10 protein-coding genes and 1 pseudogene are annotated in these 16,168 nt (G+C 37.0%); 7 read left to right on the top strand and 4 right to left on the bottom strand.

Annotation, left to right across the window (positions count from 1 at the left end; translation table 11 throughout):
* Positions 1-2: 2 nt before the first annotated feature.
* The 3 genes from U736_RS0109215 to U736_RS0109205 all read left to right on the top strand — a co-directional run bounded on the left by U736_RS0109215 (position 3) and on the right by U736_RS0109205 (position 1,995).
* The gene (locus U736_RS0109215) at positions 3-236 is read left to right on the top strand and encodes a BolA/IbaG family iron-sulfur metabolism protein (RefSeq protein WP_005773427.1); all 234 of its coding nucleotides are present in this window, start codon (positions 3-5) and stop codon (positions 234-236) included.
* Positions 237-334: 98 nt separating this feature from the next.
* Positions 335-667, top strand: a complete 333-nt coding sequence (grxD, locus tag U736_RS0109210; protein WP_015856495.1) for a Grx4 family monothiol glutaredoxin — start codon at positions 335-337, stop codon at positions 665-667.
* Positions 668-738: 71 nt separating this feature from the next.
* A complete protein-coding gene (locus U736_RS0109205) occupies positions 739-1,995 on the top strand; it encodes a multidrug effflux MFS transporter (RefSeq protein WP_015856496.1) in 1,257 nt (418 codons plus the stop codon).
* A 337-nt stretch (positions 1,996-2,332) separates the two neighbouring features.
* Here U736_RS0109205 and parC read toward each other — a convergent pair whose 3' ends face one another.
* Both parC and aspS read right to left on the bottom strand, forming a co-directional pair.
* Positions 2,333-4,582, bottom strand: coding sequence for a DNA topoisomerase IV subunit A (gene parC, locus U736_RS0109200; RefSeq protein ID WP_015856497.1), 2,250 nt, complete (start codon positions 4,580-4,582; stop codon positions 2,333-2,335).
* Positions 4,583-5,359: 777 nt separating this feature from the next.
* Positions 5,360-7,153 (bottom strand): aspartate--tRNA ligase, encoded by a 1,794-nt coding sequence (aspS, locus tag U736_RS0109195; protein WP_015856498.1) that lies wholly within the window; start codon positions 7,151-7,153, stop codon positions 5,360-5,362.
* A gap of 132 nt (positions 7,154-7,285) precedes the next feature.
* Here aspS and rnd point away from each other — a divergent pair, with 132 nt between their 5' ends.
* Together rnd and U736_RS12940 are read left to right on the top strand one after the other, a co-directional pair.
* On the top strand, positions 7,286-8,440 hold the full coding sequence (rnd, locus tag U736_RS0109185; protein ID WP_015856499.1) for a ribonuclease D: 1,155 nt from the start codon (positions 7,286-7,288) through the stop codon (positions 8,438-8,440).
* 431 nt (positions 8,441-8,871) lie between these two features.
* Positions 8,872-10,037: pseudogene (locus U736_RS12940) on the top strand (tyrosine-type recombinase/integrase).
* Between the two features lie 453 nt (positions 10,038-10,490).
* Here U736_RS12940 and ppx read toward each other — a convergent pair.
* Positions 10,491-12,008: an exopolyphosphatase gene (gene ppx / locus U736_RS0109165; RefSeq protein ID WP_015856500.1), complete on the bottom strand. Its 1,518-nt coding sequence runs from the start codon at positions 12,006-12,008 to the stop codon at positions 10,491-10,493.
* A 6-nt stretch (positions 12,009-12,014) separates the two neighbouring features.
* Complete coding sequence (locus tag U736_RS0109160) at positions 12,015-14,195, bottom strand: RNA degradosome polyphosphate kinase (RefSeq protein ID WP_015856501.1); 2,181 nt, start codon at positions 14,193-14,195, stop codon at positions 12,015-12,017.
* Between the two features lie 326 nt (positions 14,196-14,521).
* On the opposite strand from U736_RS0109160, the gene U736_RS12000 reads away from it, so the two are divergent.
* Both U736_RS12000 and U736_RS0109150 read left to right on the top strand, forming a co-directional pair.
* A complete protein-coding gene (locus U736_RS12000; RefSeq protein WP_015856502.1) occupies positions 14,522-14,770 on the top strand; it encodes a zinc-finger domain-containing protein in 249 nt (82 codons plus the stop codon).
* 52 nt (positions 14,771-14,822) lie between these two features.
* A complete protein-coding gene (locus tag U736_RS0109150; protein WP_015856503.1) occupies positions 14,823-16,070 on the top strand; it encodes an FAD-binding protein in 1,248 nt (415 codons plus the stop codon).
* Positions 16,071-16,168 lie beyond the last annotated feature (98 nt).

Below are 16,168 nucleotides of genomic sequence, written 5' to 3'. Positions count from 1 at the left end.
TGATGGCAATGAGTGCCCATGCAATTGAAACGCTTATTCGTGAAGGCATTCCTGATGCTACTGTAACAATTCGTGATCTTGCTGGAGATGGAGAACATTACGCTGCAGAAGTTATTTCTGAAAGCTTTCGTGGTAAAACCCGTGTTCAACAACATAAAATGGTCTATGATGCCCTTAAAGGCAATATGGGAAATGACCTTCACGCCTTAATGTTGCAAACAAATATCCCAAAATAATCTAAAATTTCTTCTTGCATTCACTCATTTAATACGATTAAAAACAGTATGAATATAAATTACACACTTATAAAAATCTGAAATATCGAGGGATAAAAATGACCACTGTTCATGATTTTATTGACAACGAGATTAAAACAAACGACGTCATTTTATTCATGAAAGGAACACCTGACGCTCCGCAATGCGGGTTTTCAGGACAAGTTGTTCAAATCCTTGACTATTTAGGATTGAATTATAAAGGAATTAATATCTTAACTTCTAACGAATTGCGTCAAGGAATTAAAGATTACTCAAATTGGCCAACAATTCCACAGCTGTATATCAAGGGTGAATTTGTCGGAGGCTGTGATATTGTTAAAGAGATGTTTCAAAACAATGAGTTACAGGAACTTTTGAAAGAAAAAAATATTCCCTGTAATCAATCATAGGTATCTTTCATTTTATTCAGACTCTTAAAAAGAGCTGTTTTCAGACGAAATTTCTATTTCAAGGATGCCATATGTCATATTCAGTCGATGAACAAACGCATAGTGATGCGATTAGAAAAAAAATTGGCTATAAAGAATTTGTTATTCTTATTGCTTCGCTCATGGCTATTAACGCTATAGCTGTTGATATTATGCTGCCAGCTATGCCTAATATTTTAGATGGCTTAAATGTTCTCAATGAAAATGATCAACATTATATCATTTCGAGTTATCTTATTAGCTATGGTATTGCTCAAATATTTTTCGGTCCAATAAGCGATAGGTATGGACGACGTAAACTTATTCTTATTGGTCTTGCTTTTTATTCATTTACGGCGATTGGCTGTGCCTTTGTAACTGATTTTTCTCTCTTACTTATTTTGCGTATCTTACAAGGTATTGGAGGAGCTGCTATGCGGGTTCTTACAGTTTCCGTCGTACGTGATCTTTACAGTGGTCGAAAAATGGCAGAAGTTATGTCTATTGTTATGATGGTTTTTCTTGTTGCACCAATGGTTGGTCCCGCAACAGGACAGATCATTTTACTGCTTGGACATTGGCAATATATTTTTATTTTCATGGCAATGATTGGTTTCGGATTGATGATTTGGATTCAATTCCGCTTGCCGGAAACTCTTTATACGCAACGCTCTCTTTCCTTTTCTTCAGTCAAACATAATTTATGGATTGTAATAACCAATCGCACAACACTTTGCTATACACTAGCAACTTCGATTATTTTAGGCTGTATCTTTACTGCCGTTAATACATCACAACAAACGTATGAAGGGATCTATAATCTAGGACTTTGGTTCCCTATTGCCTTTGCAGTTGGTGCTGCATTTCAGGCTTTCTCATCATTCATGAACTCTCAACTCGTTGGACGCCTTGGAATGCGGCGTATTGCTCATACTATGCTTTTGCTCTTTTGTATCACTTCATGTGTATGGTTTATTGGCTCTATCTTAACAGATGGTATTCTTCCTTTTGCTTTTTACATGCTGTTATTCTGTATACTGATGTTTGCCTGCGGTGGCATTATGGCCAATTTCAATACACTCGCTCTCGAATCTGTGGGGGAAATTGCTGGAACAGCTTCTTCTGTATCTGGCTTTCTTCAAACATCTATCGGTGCAGGACTCAGCTTTTTTATTGCCCAACAATTTGATGAAACAACCATCCCAAACTCAGCAGGATTTTTCTTTTTGAGTCTCGCTGCCATACTTCTCGTCTTATGGGCTGAACGTGGGCATCTTTTTAGGCAATATCATAGCAATCCTAACGAATAAATATTACTACGAAAGATTAATAACATCTCTCTTAGACAATAAGGAGATAAACCGATCAGACAAATAAAACATCTCCAAATAGAACACTCTTGTGTTAAACAGTCACATTGTTTGTTTAAAGGTACAGCTCTCAAAATATCAAACCATTTCACGACAGCACCCATAAATGCTGTAATGTTAAAAAACAGTTTTGATTGATTTAACCTGAACAAGATCGAAATAGAAAAAACTCACGCTTTAGGTTTTTTTCAATATAAAAAATAATAAATTATCCTTATAAATTAATATCTTACACAATCATAAAACCATAGGGAATTTTCCCATTTATAAAATACATTTAATTAATAAATTTTCCTGATTTTGGAAATCCTCTTGGAACCAAACGCCCGACTCCCGCACGCATTCCCATCCATTCAAAGAGATCGTCCGCCTGACGGTTAAAGATTCGTTCAGCTGTATCTTGCCAACTTAAGCCTTCTGATAAATTGAAAGTCTTGGCATCAACAACACCACCTTCTTTATAACGCTGTAAACGAACACCTTTACCGCGATTCATTTCTGGTATTTGTTCAATAGAAAAAATAAGCATTTTACGGTTTTCTCCAACCACCGCAACATGATCACCATTTACTTGAACACAAAGCTTTACCTTATCAGGAGCTTTCACATTCATCACTTGCTTTCCTTTTCGTGTATTGGCGATCACTTCTGCAGAAGAAACAATAAAACCATTACCGTGAGATGAAACCAAGAGCAATTTTTCCTCAGCGTGATGCACAAAAGCTGTAAGGACATCGTGCTCATCATCCATATCAACTAAAAGACGAATAGGTTCACCATGTCCCCGCCCTCCAGGTAAACTATTTGCACCAATAGCAAAAAACTTTCCCCCCGTACTTATCAGCACAATCTTGTCGGTCGTAAATGCTGGAAATGCTAACTTTAAACTGTCTCCTTCTTTAAAAGAAAGTGCTTTATAATCGTTCAAATGTCCCTTCAAAGCACGCATCCACCCCTTTTCAGAAATAACAATAGTAATCGGCTCTTTTTCGATCATTGCCTGTTGAATATCATCAAGATCATGTCTAGGTGCCTCTTCAAATGTCGTACGTCTTTTCCCTAAGGGTGTTTCAGGACCAAAAGTATTTCGAACTTTTTTGATTTCTTCTGAAATTATTTTCCATTGTTTTATAGGAGAAGCCAACAAATTCTGTAGCTTTTCTTTTTCAGCTTTCAAACTTTCAAATTCTTTACGAATTTCAAATTCCTCAAGCTTACGCAAAGAACGTAAGCGCATATTAAGAATAGCTTCAGCTTGATTTTCTGTTAATTCAAAACGACTAATCAGCTGCTTTTTAGGTTCATCCTCTTCACGAATAATCTGAATAACCTCATCAAGATTTAAATAGGCAATAAGATATCCATGAAGAATTTCTAATCGACAATCAATTTGATCAAGCCGATAATGAGAGCGACGAATAAGGACTTCTTGACGATGTTCGAGCCATTGCTGTAAACTCTCACGCAAAGAGAGAACATTGGGTATTTTTCCCAAAGACAAAACATTCAGATTAAGGGGAAATCTTACTTCAAAATCAGTCAATTTAAAAAGAGACTCCATAAGAAGCTCCGGATCAACCGTACGATTTTTAGGAACCAGCACGATTCTGATATCTTCTGCTGATTCATCTTGGATATCCTCAAGCATTGGCAATCGCCGTGCAAGCAATAACTCTGCTGTTTTTTCAATAAGACGTGACTTTTGAATCTGATAAGGAATTTCAGTCACAACAATCACATAAGAACCACGGCTACCCGATTCCTGATGCCAACGTGAACGCAAACGAAAGAATCCACGCCCAACACGATAAGATTCCTCAATACTTTTTTTAGGCTCAACTAAAATTCCCCCTGTCGGGAAATCAGGACCAAGAACGAATTGATTTAATTCCTCATCATTTACATCGGGATGCGCAATCAAATGGAGCGCTGCATCACAAAGCTCAGCAACATTATGGGGTGGAATAGATGTTGCCATACCAACAGCAATACCAGAAGAACCATTTGCTAAAAGATTAGGGAAAGCTCCTGGTAAAACAACAGGCTCTTCATCTTCTTCATTATAGGTTAAACGAAAATCAATAGCATTCTCATTAATTCCTTCAAGTAACAATGCAGCCACTTCAGTCATACGTGCTTCCGTATAACGCATGGCAGCAGCATTATCACCATCAATATTACCAAAATTGCCTTGCCCATCAACCAACGGATAACGAACAGCAAAACTTTGAGCCAAGCGCACCAAAGCATCATAAATAGATGCATCCCCATGAGGATGAAATTTTCCCATGACATCACCGACAATCCGCGCGCATTTCGCATAAGACTGTCCAGGATTTAGTTTGAGAAGACGCATCGCATGAACAATCCGCCGGTGGACAGGCTTCAATCCATCACGTACATCAGGCAATGCACGGTGTGTAATCGTAGAAAGTGCATAAGCCAAATAACGTTCCTGTAAAGCAGAACGTAATTCTATTGGTTCAATATGTTCTTTATCAAAAGGTAAATTCATTTTATCAGACATAGTATTAAAATAACAATTCCCACAATAATAAGAAATTATTTTATAGGATTTATTTAATGAAATCTTCTATGAGTCGACTTTTTTATTAAAAGTCAATTACATAAAAACAAACGCTGCGATTAGAACATGAACAGAAAATTATATCAATTTGAAAAATTTATACATGTCCTTCCCCCCTTGTCCTAAGTGATTTATTGAAAGCTTTGTCAAATCCGACAATAATTTAACTGCTCACAAAGGGTTATTTCATCTCTTTTTGGAATGACAAAAGCACTTTTCAAACATCACCTTTTATTATAAAGATAAATTGTATAACAACCCCATTCAGTTTTTCTATGAAAAACTAAAAAAATATTCAAAGCTTATAAAATTTAAACTTTTCAGAATAAGTTCATAGAATAGAAAACCGTATTATTCTCATAAAAACGAAGAGACACAATTCTCTGCTACAACATTGTAAAAACTTCAACAAAAAATAAATAATATATTGACTTATAAAGATAATTCATTTTTTTCAACTAAAATGAGACTCCCAAAACTTATAGAATTCTCTTATTTCTAATTTATTCATGATAAAACAATCACAATCATTTCCTCACCTATCACAAGGGGGAGAGGCATTATAAAAACAAGGAATAAAAATGCCTCGTAAAGAATCAACACAATGGCGTTTTTGTCTATCTAAATTTCACAAACAGCACACACACATGATGCTCTTGAGAGGCATCAAAACTTCACTCTACATAAGAAAAAGATGAAAACAATCCATAATCAACTTTATGAGCTATTTTTGTGAGTAGGAGCCATACGGATTCCTAAATCACGTAATTGTGTGGGAGAAACATCAGACGGAGCACTCATCAAAAGATCAAGTGCCTGTTGATTCATAGGAAATAAAGCAACTTCACGCAAATTTTTAACACCTTGCAACAGCATAATGATGCGGTCAATTCCCGCAGCCATACCACCGTGTGGCGGAGCCCCATAATGGAATGCACGATAAAGACCACCGAAACGATCTTTCACAACTTCCTTAGAAAGTCCTACAAGTTCAAAAACTTTAAGCATCATTTCTGGTAAGTGATTACGAATTCCACCTGATGCAATTTCATAACCATTGCAAACAAGATCATATTGAAAAGCTTTAAGAGTAAGAGGATCTTGGGTCTCAAGAGCATTTTCTCCCCCTTGAGGCATGGAAAAAGGATTATGTGCAAAATCAATCTTTTTCTCATCTTCATTCCATTCAAAAAATGGAAAATCAACAATCCAAGCCAAAGAGAAACTCTCTCTATCGAGAAGATCTAATTCTTCCCCTACCCGTGTACGGGCTGCTCCAGCAAAAGATGCGAATTTTTTTGGATCTCCAGCCACAAAAAAACAAGCATCACCACTTTCAAGTCCAAGCTGTATACGGAGCGCTTCAGCTCGCTGTTGACCAATATTTTTGGCGATAGGCCCTGCTCCTTCAAAATTTCCTTTTTCTTCACGCCAAAAAATATAACCGAGCCCTGGTTGCCCCTCGCCTTGTGCCCATACATTCATACGATCACAAAAAGCACGACTTCCACCCGTTTTAGCCGGAATAGCCCACACTTGTGCATTCTCATCATTCGCTAAAATTTGAGAAAAGACTTTGAAACCAGAATTATAAAAATGTTGAGAAACATCTTCCATAATGATCGGATTACGTAGATCAGGCTTATCAGAACCATATTTTTGCATTGCTTCATCATAGGAAATGCGAGGAAAGCTCTGTGTCACAGTTTTTCCATCTGCAAATTCTTCAAAAATAGAACGCATAATAGGTTCCATAGTTGCTAAAACATCTTCTTGCTCAACAAAACTCATTTCAACATCTAATTGATAAAATTCACCAGGAAGACGGTCGGCCCTTGGATCTTCATCTCTAAAACATGGAGCAATCTGAAAATAACGATCAAAACCTGACATCATCAACAACTGTTTATATTGCTGTGGTGCTTGCGGTAGCGCATAAAATTTTCCCTGATGAACACGACTTGGAACCAAAAAATCACGTGCTCCTTCCGGCGATGAAGCTGTCAAAAGTGGCGTCGTAAATTCCGTAAAACCATTATTTTGCATAGCCCGTCTCATAGCCGCAATAATTTCAGTCCGACGCATGATATTTTTGTGCATAGTCTCCCGACGCAAATCAAGAAAACGATATTTTAATCGAATATCTTCTGGATAATCAGGCTCACCAAAAACCGGTAAAGGAAGTTCATCAGATTTTGAAAGAATTTCTACCTCTTGTGCAACAATTTCAATCTCACCTGTTGGAAGCGTTGCATTAATAACCTCATCAGAACGTGCACATACCTCTCCATCCACACGAATAACCCATTCAGAACGCACTTTTTCAATAACTTTAAAAGCCGGCGAAGCAGGATCAGCAACAATTTGTGTAATTCCAAAATGATCACGTAAATCCACAAAAAGAATTCCTCCATGATCACGAACACGATGAACCCATCCCGAAAGACGGACTTGTTCTCCTACATCACATCTACGAAGAGCCGCACAATGATGACTGCGATAACGGTGCATGTTTTTTGCCTTTGATTATAATATTCATATGCGCTACAAACGCTTTTTAATAACCATTTGTCAAGATATGAGAATAAAAACTCAAAAATAAAGTCAATAAAGGACAAATTTAATTTATCGAATTATAATAAAATGATGAATCTTATTACACAAACAACAGATCTTGAAATTGCACTTAACGCTCTACGTACCTCTGATTTTGTAACAGTCGATACTGAATTTATCCGCGAGACAACTTTTTGGCCTCAACTGTGTTTAATCCAGCTCGCATCACCAGATGTCACAGTTTTGATTGATCCCATAGCACCAGATATTGATTTACAACCTTTTTTTGACCTTATGATCGATAAAAAAGTTGTAAAAGTTTTTCATGCTGCGCGCCAAGATATTGAAACAATTTATCATCTTGGAGGTGTTATTCCTTCCCCTCTCTTTGATACGCAAATAGCAGGATCAATTTGTGGGTTTGGTGATTCTATCTCCTATGATCAAATTGTACAACGTTGCACGGGGCATCATCTTGATAAATCTTCCCGCTTTACAGACTGGAGTTGCCGACCTTTGTCTGAAAAACAACTGCTTTATGCACTTGCCGATGTAACCTATTTAAGAGATGTTTACCTGTTATTGAAAAAAAGGTTAGAAAAAAATCAACGTGCTCACTGGATGGATGATGAACTAACAATCCTTTTAAATCCTAAAACCTATGATATGCCAGAAGATGAAGCATGGAAAAAAGTGAAAGGACAAATTAAAAAGCCTCGTGAACTTGCTGTATTACAAAAGATAGCAGCTTGGCGTGAACGTGAAGCACGAAGATACAATATGCCACGTCGTCATATCATAAAAGATGAATGTCTTATAGAAATAGCAACCCAACAACCAAAAGATGAATCTGCATTAAAACGATTGCGCAGTCTTAATAAGAATTGGGATAAACTCTCAATTGCTCAATCATTAATCAAAGCTGTCCACGAAGGTTTAGAGGTGGATCTTTCTACTTTACCCCCCATTCCTAAACATAATCCACTCAATGATACGACGGCCGCTGTTATCGATCTGCTCAAAGTGTTATTAAAAATTGTTGCAAGCGAAAACAGCATTGCCCCTAAAATTATTGCAACATCTAATGATTTAGAAAAAATTGCCAATGGAGGAATAAAGAAAAATATTCCCGCTATGAATGGCTGGCGCTATGAAATTTTTGGTAAAAAAGCCGAACAACTGCTAAAGGGGCAAATAGGGTTTTACTTTAACGATGGAAAAATAAGCACAAAACAGCTTTAATTTACATTTTCATTTTTAAAAATCCATTACGCTACTTATTATCTACATAAATTGGTATGCCCTATGGACCAACGCAAATAGAATAACTAAAGCCTACTTCTGACAAAGTTAAAAACTTAAATAGTAAACTCTTATTAAAAATGACAGCTAAATCTTTATCAGGTCAATCAAATAGCAATCTTATTACAAAAATCTAAAAACACAGACAGCTCCTCATTTAAAAGTTTTAAAAAGAAAAAGTTCTTATAATAAAAGCGCATTCGTTACAAAAATAGCAGCCTAGCAATAGGAACAAACAAAGATATAATGCCTCACGTCACCATATCGTATTAAAAAACTACCGAGATTACAATCTAACAATCAAAACCATTCTCTTGCACACCATAAGCGGGGCTGGCGTATGGGTAAAAACTGTACAAGAAAGGACTAAAATGGCTCTTATGAATCGTCTCAAGTGCCAAGGGCTGTCGCAACATTGGGAGCTAGCAAATATAATGATGGTGCCGGCTTGCTTCTTCACAAACGTAAAGATAGTGGTGCTCAATGGCTTTATCGTTATACAATTCATGGACGCCGCCGTGAAATGGGCTTGGGTGCCTTGAGAGATGTCTCTTTAAAAAAGCTCGTGAATGTGCAACCGAATGGCGTTCTATTTTACGTGAAGGTCGTGACCCTATTAAAGAACGCAACAAACAAAAACGTGAGGCAATGCATAATCTCCGTTACTTCAAATACATTGCTCTAGATGCCTTTGAAAGCCGTAAAGCTGAATTCAAAAATAATGGAAAAGCTGGGGATTGGTCTTATCTTTACGCCTTCATATTCTCCCCAAATTAGGCTGTCTGCCTGTTTCAGAGAGTATACAAACAGAGATACGCAATACCCTTGCCCCAATTTGGTACACAAAAGATGCAACAGCAAAGAAAGCACTTGAACCGTCTTAATCTTTATCTCAAACATACTGCGCCTTAGATTTGAATGTTGATTTACAAATAACAGAAAAAGCACTCTCTCTTAAGAAAACAACGCCATAAAACACAAAATTTATCAGCAATGGGTTGAAGAGATGTACCATCTTTTTATAAAAAACACTTTGCCAAACAACAATCCTAACACTATTGGCTTTGCGTCTACGCATCCTTACAGGATTCGCACTTTTCCTTTGTGTCATATTCATAAAATCAAGTGGATGGGGGTATATGGACTATCCCTGCTGAGAATATGAACGGTTTGCATGACGCTACAACAGAATTTCGCGTGCCCTGATCAACAAAGACATCAGAAATTTTAAAACAAGCGCGCTTGCTTTCTTGCAATGTTTTCTTTTTTTCTGCAACCAGTCGTAGACCCCTTGCTCAGAATTGTATGTCAAAGTATATGAGAAAAAATAAACTTTATGTCTGCCCCCATGGGGTTCGTTCTAGTTTACGCGATTGGCTCACTGAAACAACCGATACCCCTTATGAAATCGCAGAAACCATCCTAGGTCATACAGTCGGAAGACAAGTAGAGCGGTGCCTATCGTCGAACAGACTATCTAGAACAGCGCCGTGTCTATATGGATAAATGGACGGCTTATGTTACAGATCAAAGCTAAGATATGGGATACATAACCCCATTATTTGTGGATGACTTTCTCTCTCTTTTCTCTCATATCGTCTCAATAAGAATCATAAATAATCACATCAGAAATTATATGATAAAATATTGTTTTTTATAAATTAAATACCTTTCAAAGGATTCAAAAATATGGTTAATAAATGCTTATGATTTGTTTCTATTTTTTATAGTGAAAGAATTTTATAATGACAGAAAATGATATTCTTTTAGCGGACCGTGAAAGTGCAAATTCCATCCTGTGACGCCAGTAGCAGGATAAAAAATTGTGTTTTCTTTTATGAATGCTCAGGGCATTACAAATGCCTTGCGTGGGGGATGACACGGGCGTTATGGAACAAGCCCCCCCCCGTTGTCCAGCTCATGATGATAGGTTGCCTAGTTTATCCCTTGTCAATGGCACTATTAAAAGCCCGAATAAATTAGAAAAAAATCAAAAAATTTCAAAAGCAAGAGGTTTTTTTATTATTTTTGATAACTTTTTTAATCGTCCAAGAGGACGTTCTCCTAATAACCCAGCGTAATTCTTTGGGATCTGCAAAATAATATGATCTTCTTTTTTACGCCACAATAGATGAGGTAAAATACCTGCAACAGAAGCACTAAAAAGATGAGCAATCCGCATAGTTTCGCCAAGAATACGTGCTTTTTCAATTATATTTTGAGTTGCTAATTGAAAAATGGGGAGAGATTCTTTATCAACCAGTAAACTTGTATTACGAAAAAAAACAGCAAGCGCCGCATAAAGGCGCCCTTCATGAGAAATTCCTGGATAAGATCCTAAAGCTATTTGATTTGCTGCTTCATTGCCTCGATAATCTGGATGTATACGCCAACCAATATCCGCAAGAAGACAAGCGGCTTGACGATAACGGCATTCATTTTCAGTTTCTGAAATTCCAAAAACTTCAAAAGCATTCGTCGTAAAATCAATGAGTTCTTCTGCTTGTTTTGGTGAACGTGCCCGTAAAATAGCCATTTCTGTGCATGCTGCAATGAGAGGATCTGAAAGTCGAAGCGCCTGCGGCAATCGTGAATAAAGAAAACCTTCACGAACGCCAGCACCAGAAAAAATTATCTTTTCAAACTCCATACACTGAATGAGTTCAATAAGAACTATTGCCCCATAAGATAAAAGTTTCCGACGATTCTGAGAAACCGCTGCAATCCCCCTCATATTATCAATATTGCCACGTGCTACAAGACGTAAAAAGTTCTCCATTTCAACGGCATCAACTTCATAGCCATGCATAACAGGGAGCCGATAGTGTTTCATTGCCATATGGAGTTTTGCCAAATTACGCCATGTCCCCCCCACTGCATAAAAATAACGTGCTATACCTTTACGAGTACGAACAATAGACGATTTATAAAGTTGCTCATGTACAATTTTTGTAGCTACAGCACTATCATTATTTGACATATACTGTAGCCTTAAACCACCCAATGGGAGAGTTATCCCTTCACCAACATCAGAATGATCAATATCAATCAGCTCAAGACTTCCACCACCAAGATCCCCAGAAATACCTTTTGGTTGATAAAAAGTAGACACAACTCCATATGCTGAATACATAGCTTCTTCACTTCCTGAAAGAAGATATATTTTACTTTGCAAAATATATTCAGCATGCTGAATAAATGCTACACCATTCTTTGCATCTCGTGCTGCTGCTGTTGCTAAAGTATAGACCTCATCTGCCCCAATCTGTCGACAAAGCGTACGAAACCGTTTCAGTGTTTGCAACGCCATTTTCATCGATTTTTCTTCTAAAAATCCTGTTTTTGCCACACCATGACCAAGACCACAAAGAATCTTTTCATTAAACAAAACCGTTGGTGAGCGAACAAGCCCCTCATAAATAACCAACCGAACAGAATTTGAGCCAATGTCAATAACAGCAACAGGCTTACGCCCTTTTAACCGACCTTGAGCATCTATATATGTCATTGGATTTTAATCTTTATGTATTTCGGCTTGTTGCCGACGCAACGCAATCAAGCGCGAAACAGAAGATTCAAAGGACTCTTTTCTCCCCGCAAAATTTGTATTAGCCATAAAATACTCCTGCGCATTAAACAGACTTTCACCTATCTGCGGTGTGATACGTTTTGATGCTCCATCCTTAAGTATATCAAAGCTTTGTTGATTATCAATGATATTAGCCAACATAATTTGTAAAAGAATTTTTTGACGCACTATTTTATTAAAAACTGGAACCAATATTTCAATACGATAGTCTAGATTACGAGGCATCATATCAGCAGAACCTAAGTAAACAAGTGCATTTTCATTAGGCAAATCTTGACCATTCCCAAAACAAAAAATGCGACTATGTTCAAGAAAACGCCCGACAATTGATTTTACACGAATATTATCTGAAATTCCTAGAATACGAGGACGTAAACAACATATCCCCCGCACAACCAAATCAATTTGCACCCCTGCTTGACTGGCACGATATAAAGCATCAATAATTTCAGGATCAACCAATGCATTAACTTTCATCCAAATAGCAGCAAACCTTCCCTGTTGTGCATGAGCAATTTCTCCCTCAATATGCTCTAAGATACGACCACGCAATGTTAAGGGTGAAAAAGCAATCTTCATTGTTTCATTCGGACGCTCATATTGCGCAATATAATTGAACAATAACGCAACATCATGAGCGATATCATCATCCTTGGAAAAAAAAGAAAGATCCGTATAAGTTTTAGCGTTAATGGGATGATAATTTCCTGTTCCAAGATGAACATAAGAGCAAAGACGTTTTCCCTCACGTCTCACAACCAATGACATCTTGGCATGAGTTTTTAATGCAATAAAACCAAAAATAACTTGAACCCCAGCACTTTCAAGATCCCGTGCCCAACGAATATTTGCTTCCTCATCAAAACGTGCTTTAAGTTCTACCAAAGCAGTCACAGACTTCCCCTGTTCAGCTGCTTCAATCAAAGCGCCAACAATTGGACTATCATTTGATGTACGATAAAGTGTTTGTTTAATTTCCACAACATCAGGATCGCAAGCAGCTTGACGTAAAAATTGGACAACAACATCAAATGTCTCATAAGGGTGATGAATCACAATGTCATTTTCACGAATAGCCGCAAAACAATTCCCTTTATGTTCACGAATACATTCTGGAATACGGGGAATATAAGGAATAAATTTGAGATCATTACGGGGGATAGAAACAATTTCTGATACCATATTAAACGCTAAAAATCCATCAAGAACATTAATACAATTATCAGGAACAGCAAGACTATTCGCTATAAACTGGCGTAAACTCTCTGGCATTTTTGCGTCAAATTCAACTCGAATAACCTGCCCACGGCGCCGCCTTTTGAGAGCAGTTTCAAAAAAATGAACAAGATCCTCAGCTTCTTCTTCTACTTCAATATCACTATCTCGGATTACTCTAAATGTACCAATTCCTTTAACCTCATAGTTAGGAAATACATGTTTAATAAAAAGGCAAATAACATCTTCAGATGCAATAAAACGAAAATGATTACCCTCTTGAGGAAGAAGAATAAAACGCCTTAAAAGCATTGAAATAGACAACAACACTGTGTGTAAGTTCTGATCAGTTTCTCCAGACAATTGAAGAGCAATAGAAAGCCCTAAATTAGGAATAAATGGAAAAGGATGAGTAGAATCAACAGGCAAAGGTTTTAAAACAGGAAAAATTGTCTCAAGAAAATATTTTTCAAGCCAGGATTTTTCAATTTCTGAAAGATCATCAGAACAAATAATTTCAATATCATTCTTTTTTAATTCATCACGTAAAACATTCAATTCTCGTAGTTGGCGAGCCTGCAACTTTGAAATCTCAGCTAATACAATATCAAGTTGTTCCTGTGGAGTGTGTCCATCTGCACTGCACGCTGTAACGCGAGCACGAATTTGAGCTGCTAGTCCTGCAACACGAACCATAAAAAACTCATCAAGATTTGCCGCTGAAATAGAAAGAAATTGTAGACGTTCTAATAAAGGATGTTTAGAATTAGCCGCTTCCATCAAAACACGATTATTAAATTGTAGCCATGAAAACTCTCGATTAATAAACCGTACCGGATTTTTCATTGTTATATTCGATATAGAAATTTTATCTACCACCCTCTGTTCCATATATCCTAAATAATTTTCCTTTATATTTTCTAAAATCCTTGACGAAATATCCCATATAACATTTTATAATGTGTTATCATCATAATAATATATCAATGCCTAACTTTTCTCATCGTGTTTCCATTTAATATTTAAAAATATTTGGAACTATTTCTATGCGCAAAGCGCTAAAAACACGACAATTATTCTAATATAGCATAAAAGGAGGAGAAATTTGTCTTAAAAAGCAGCTTGCATTATTATAAGCTTTATTACAAACTCACGCCTATAAAATAAAAGAGCCCAATTATAGCTGATGAGACAATTTATTCTGGAGTTTGTACGCCATGGCTGATCACAATATTCCCCATTTCCAAAATGACCTTGGATATAAAACAATCGAAATTGGTGTGAAAGAATTTATGTGTGTAGGCGCTACACAACCATTCGATCATCCCCATATCTTTATCGACATGGGAGAAGCAGATGAGAAAATTTGCCCTTATTGCTCAACCCTTTATCGTTATGTTCCCTCGCTATCATACAATCAAACAAACCCAACAGGATGTTTATATCATCCAGAAAAGCTATTATAATCGCGTTTTTGGGCTTTCTTAATAACCACTCTTTTAATTCTGCTTGTTTAATATGGAATCATTTGTGAACCGATCACCCTTCATTGTTGGAGGAGGAATTGCTGGTTTAAGCACCGCTTTAGCACTCGCTCATAAAGGAATTGCAAGCACCATTATCGAAAAGTGTAAGCAACTTGAAACAATAGGTGCTGGTATTCAACTGACACCAAATGCAACATCTATTCTTGCTCGCTGGGAACTTCTTAACAAACTCACTGAAGTCGCGACAATCCCACATTTTCTTGAGTTAAAAGATGGATTATCTTTAAAAATACATCTACGGGCTCATCTTATCAATCTAACAGAAAAATATTGGAAAGCCCCTTATATGACGATCCACCGCGCGGCTTTACAAAAAATTTTATATGATGCAGTAATTGAAAATCCTTTGATCAAATACAAAGCAGGCGAAACGATTGTATCTTCTACCCAATCTGCAACCAACATTAAAATAAAGACAATAAAAACAGATACAACAACAGAACAGCTTCATTCAACGCCCCTCCTGATCGGATGTGATGGAGTTTGGTCAACATTACGGAAACAATCTCCCTTTCATGAAAGAGCAAATTTTAGTGGCTTTATTGCTTGGCGTGCAACAACAACATTTGATCATCTTCCTCAAAAATTTCGTTCTTCATTGCAAAATATGAAGACAATTACAGCTTGGATGGGACCCCAAAACCATCTTGTTGTCTATCCCATTCAATCGTCAGAAAAAATTTTTAATTTTGTCGCCATTACGCATGGAGAAAATTCAAAAGAAGGATGGGCTCATAAAGGAGATAAAGAAAAACTCAAATCTCTTTTTAAAGGTTGGAATTCAAAAATCTTACAAATCTTTGATCATATCGATGAATGGAGCTATTGGCCACTCTTTCAAATGAAACAAAATCGTTTTATCGGCTTAGAGAGACAAGTATTTGTTGGCGATTGTGCACATGCAGCCTTACCTTTTGCAGCGCAAGGTGCCGCTATGGCAATCGAAGATGCTGCCACATTAGCAGAAGCACTTTCATTGAAAGATTTTTCATTAACGAAAGCACTTTCGCTTTACGAAACAACACGCACCCCCCGTATTGTAGCAGTAAAAAAACGCGGAGATTTCAATAGATTAGTCTATCACGCAACCGGTCCTATAGCAATTGCACGCAATCTCATGATGAAAATTCGTACACCAGAGAGCATTATGTCAGATCTCAATTGGCTTTACATGTATGATGCGATGAATTCCATAAAAAATAATGATAAAAACTTATAAAATTCTTCCAGTACTTTGAATATTACGAAAGAAAGAGATTTTTTGAACTATGACACTATGACACTATGACACTATGACACTATGACACTATGACACTA

Origin of the sequence: Bartonella grahamii ATCC 700132, from assembly GCF_000518085.1 — a bacterium.
GTDB lineage: Bacteria > Pseudomonadota > Alphaproteobacteria > Rhizobiales > Rhizobiaceae > Bartonella > Bartonella grahamii.
Note: the sequence above shows the minus strand (reverse complement) of the source record. Positions and strands in the feature narration are given on the sequence as shown.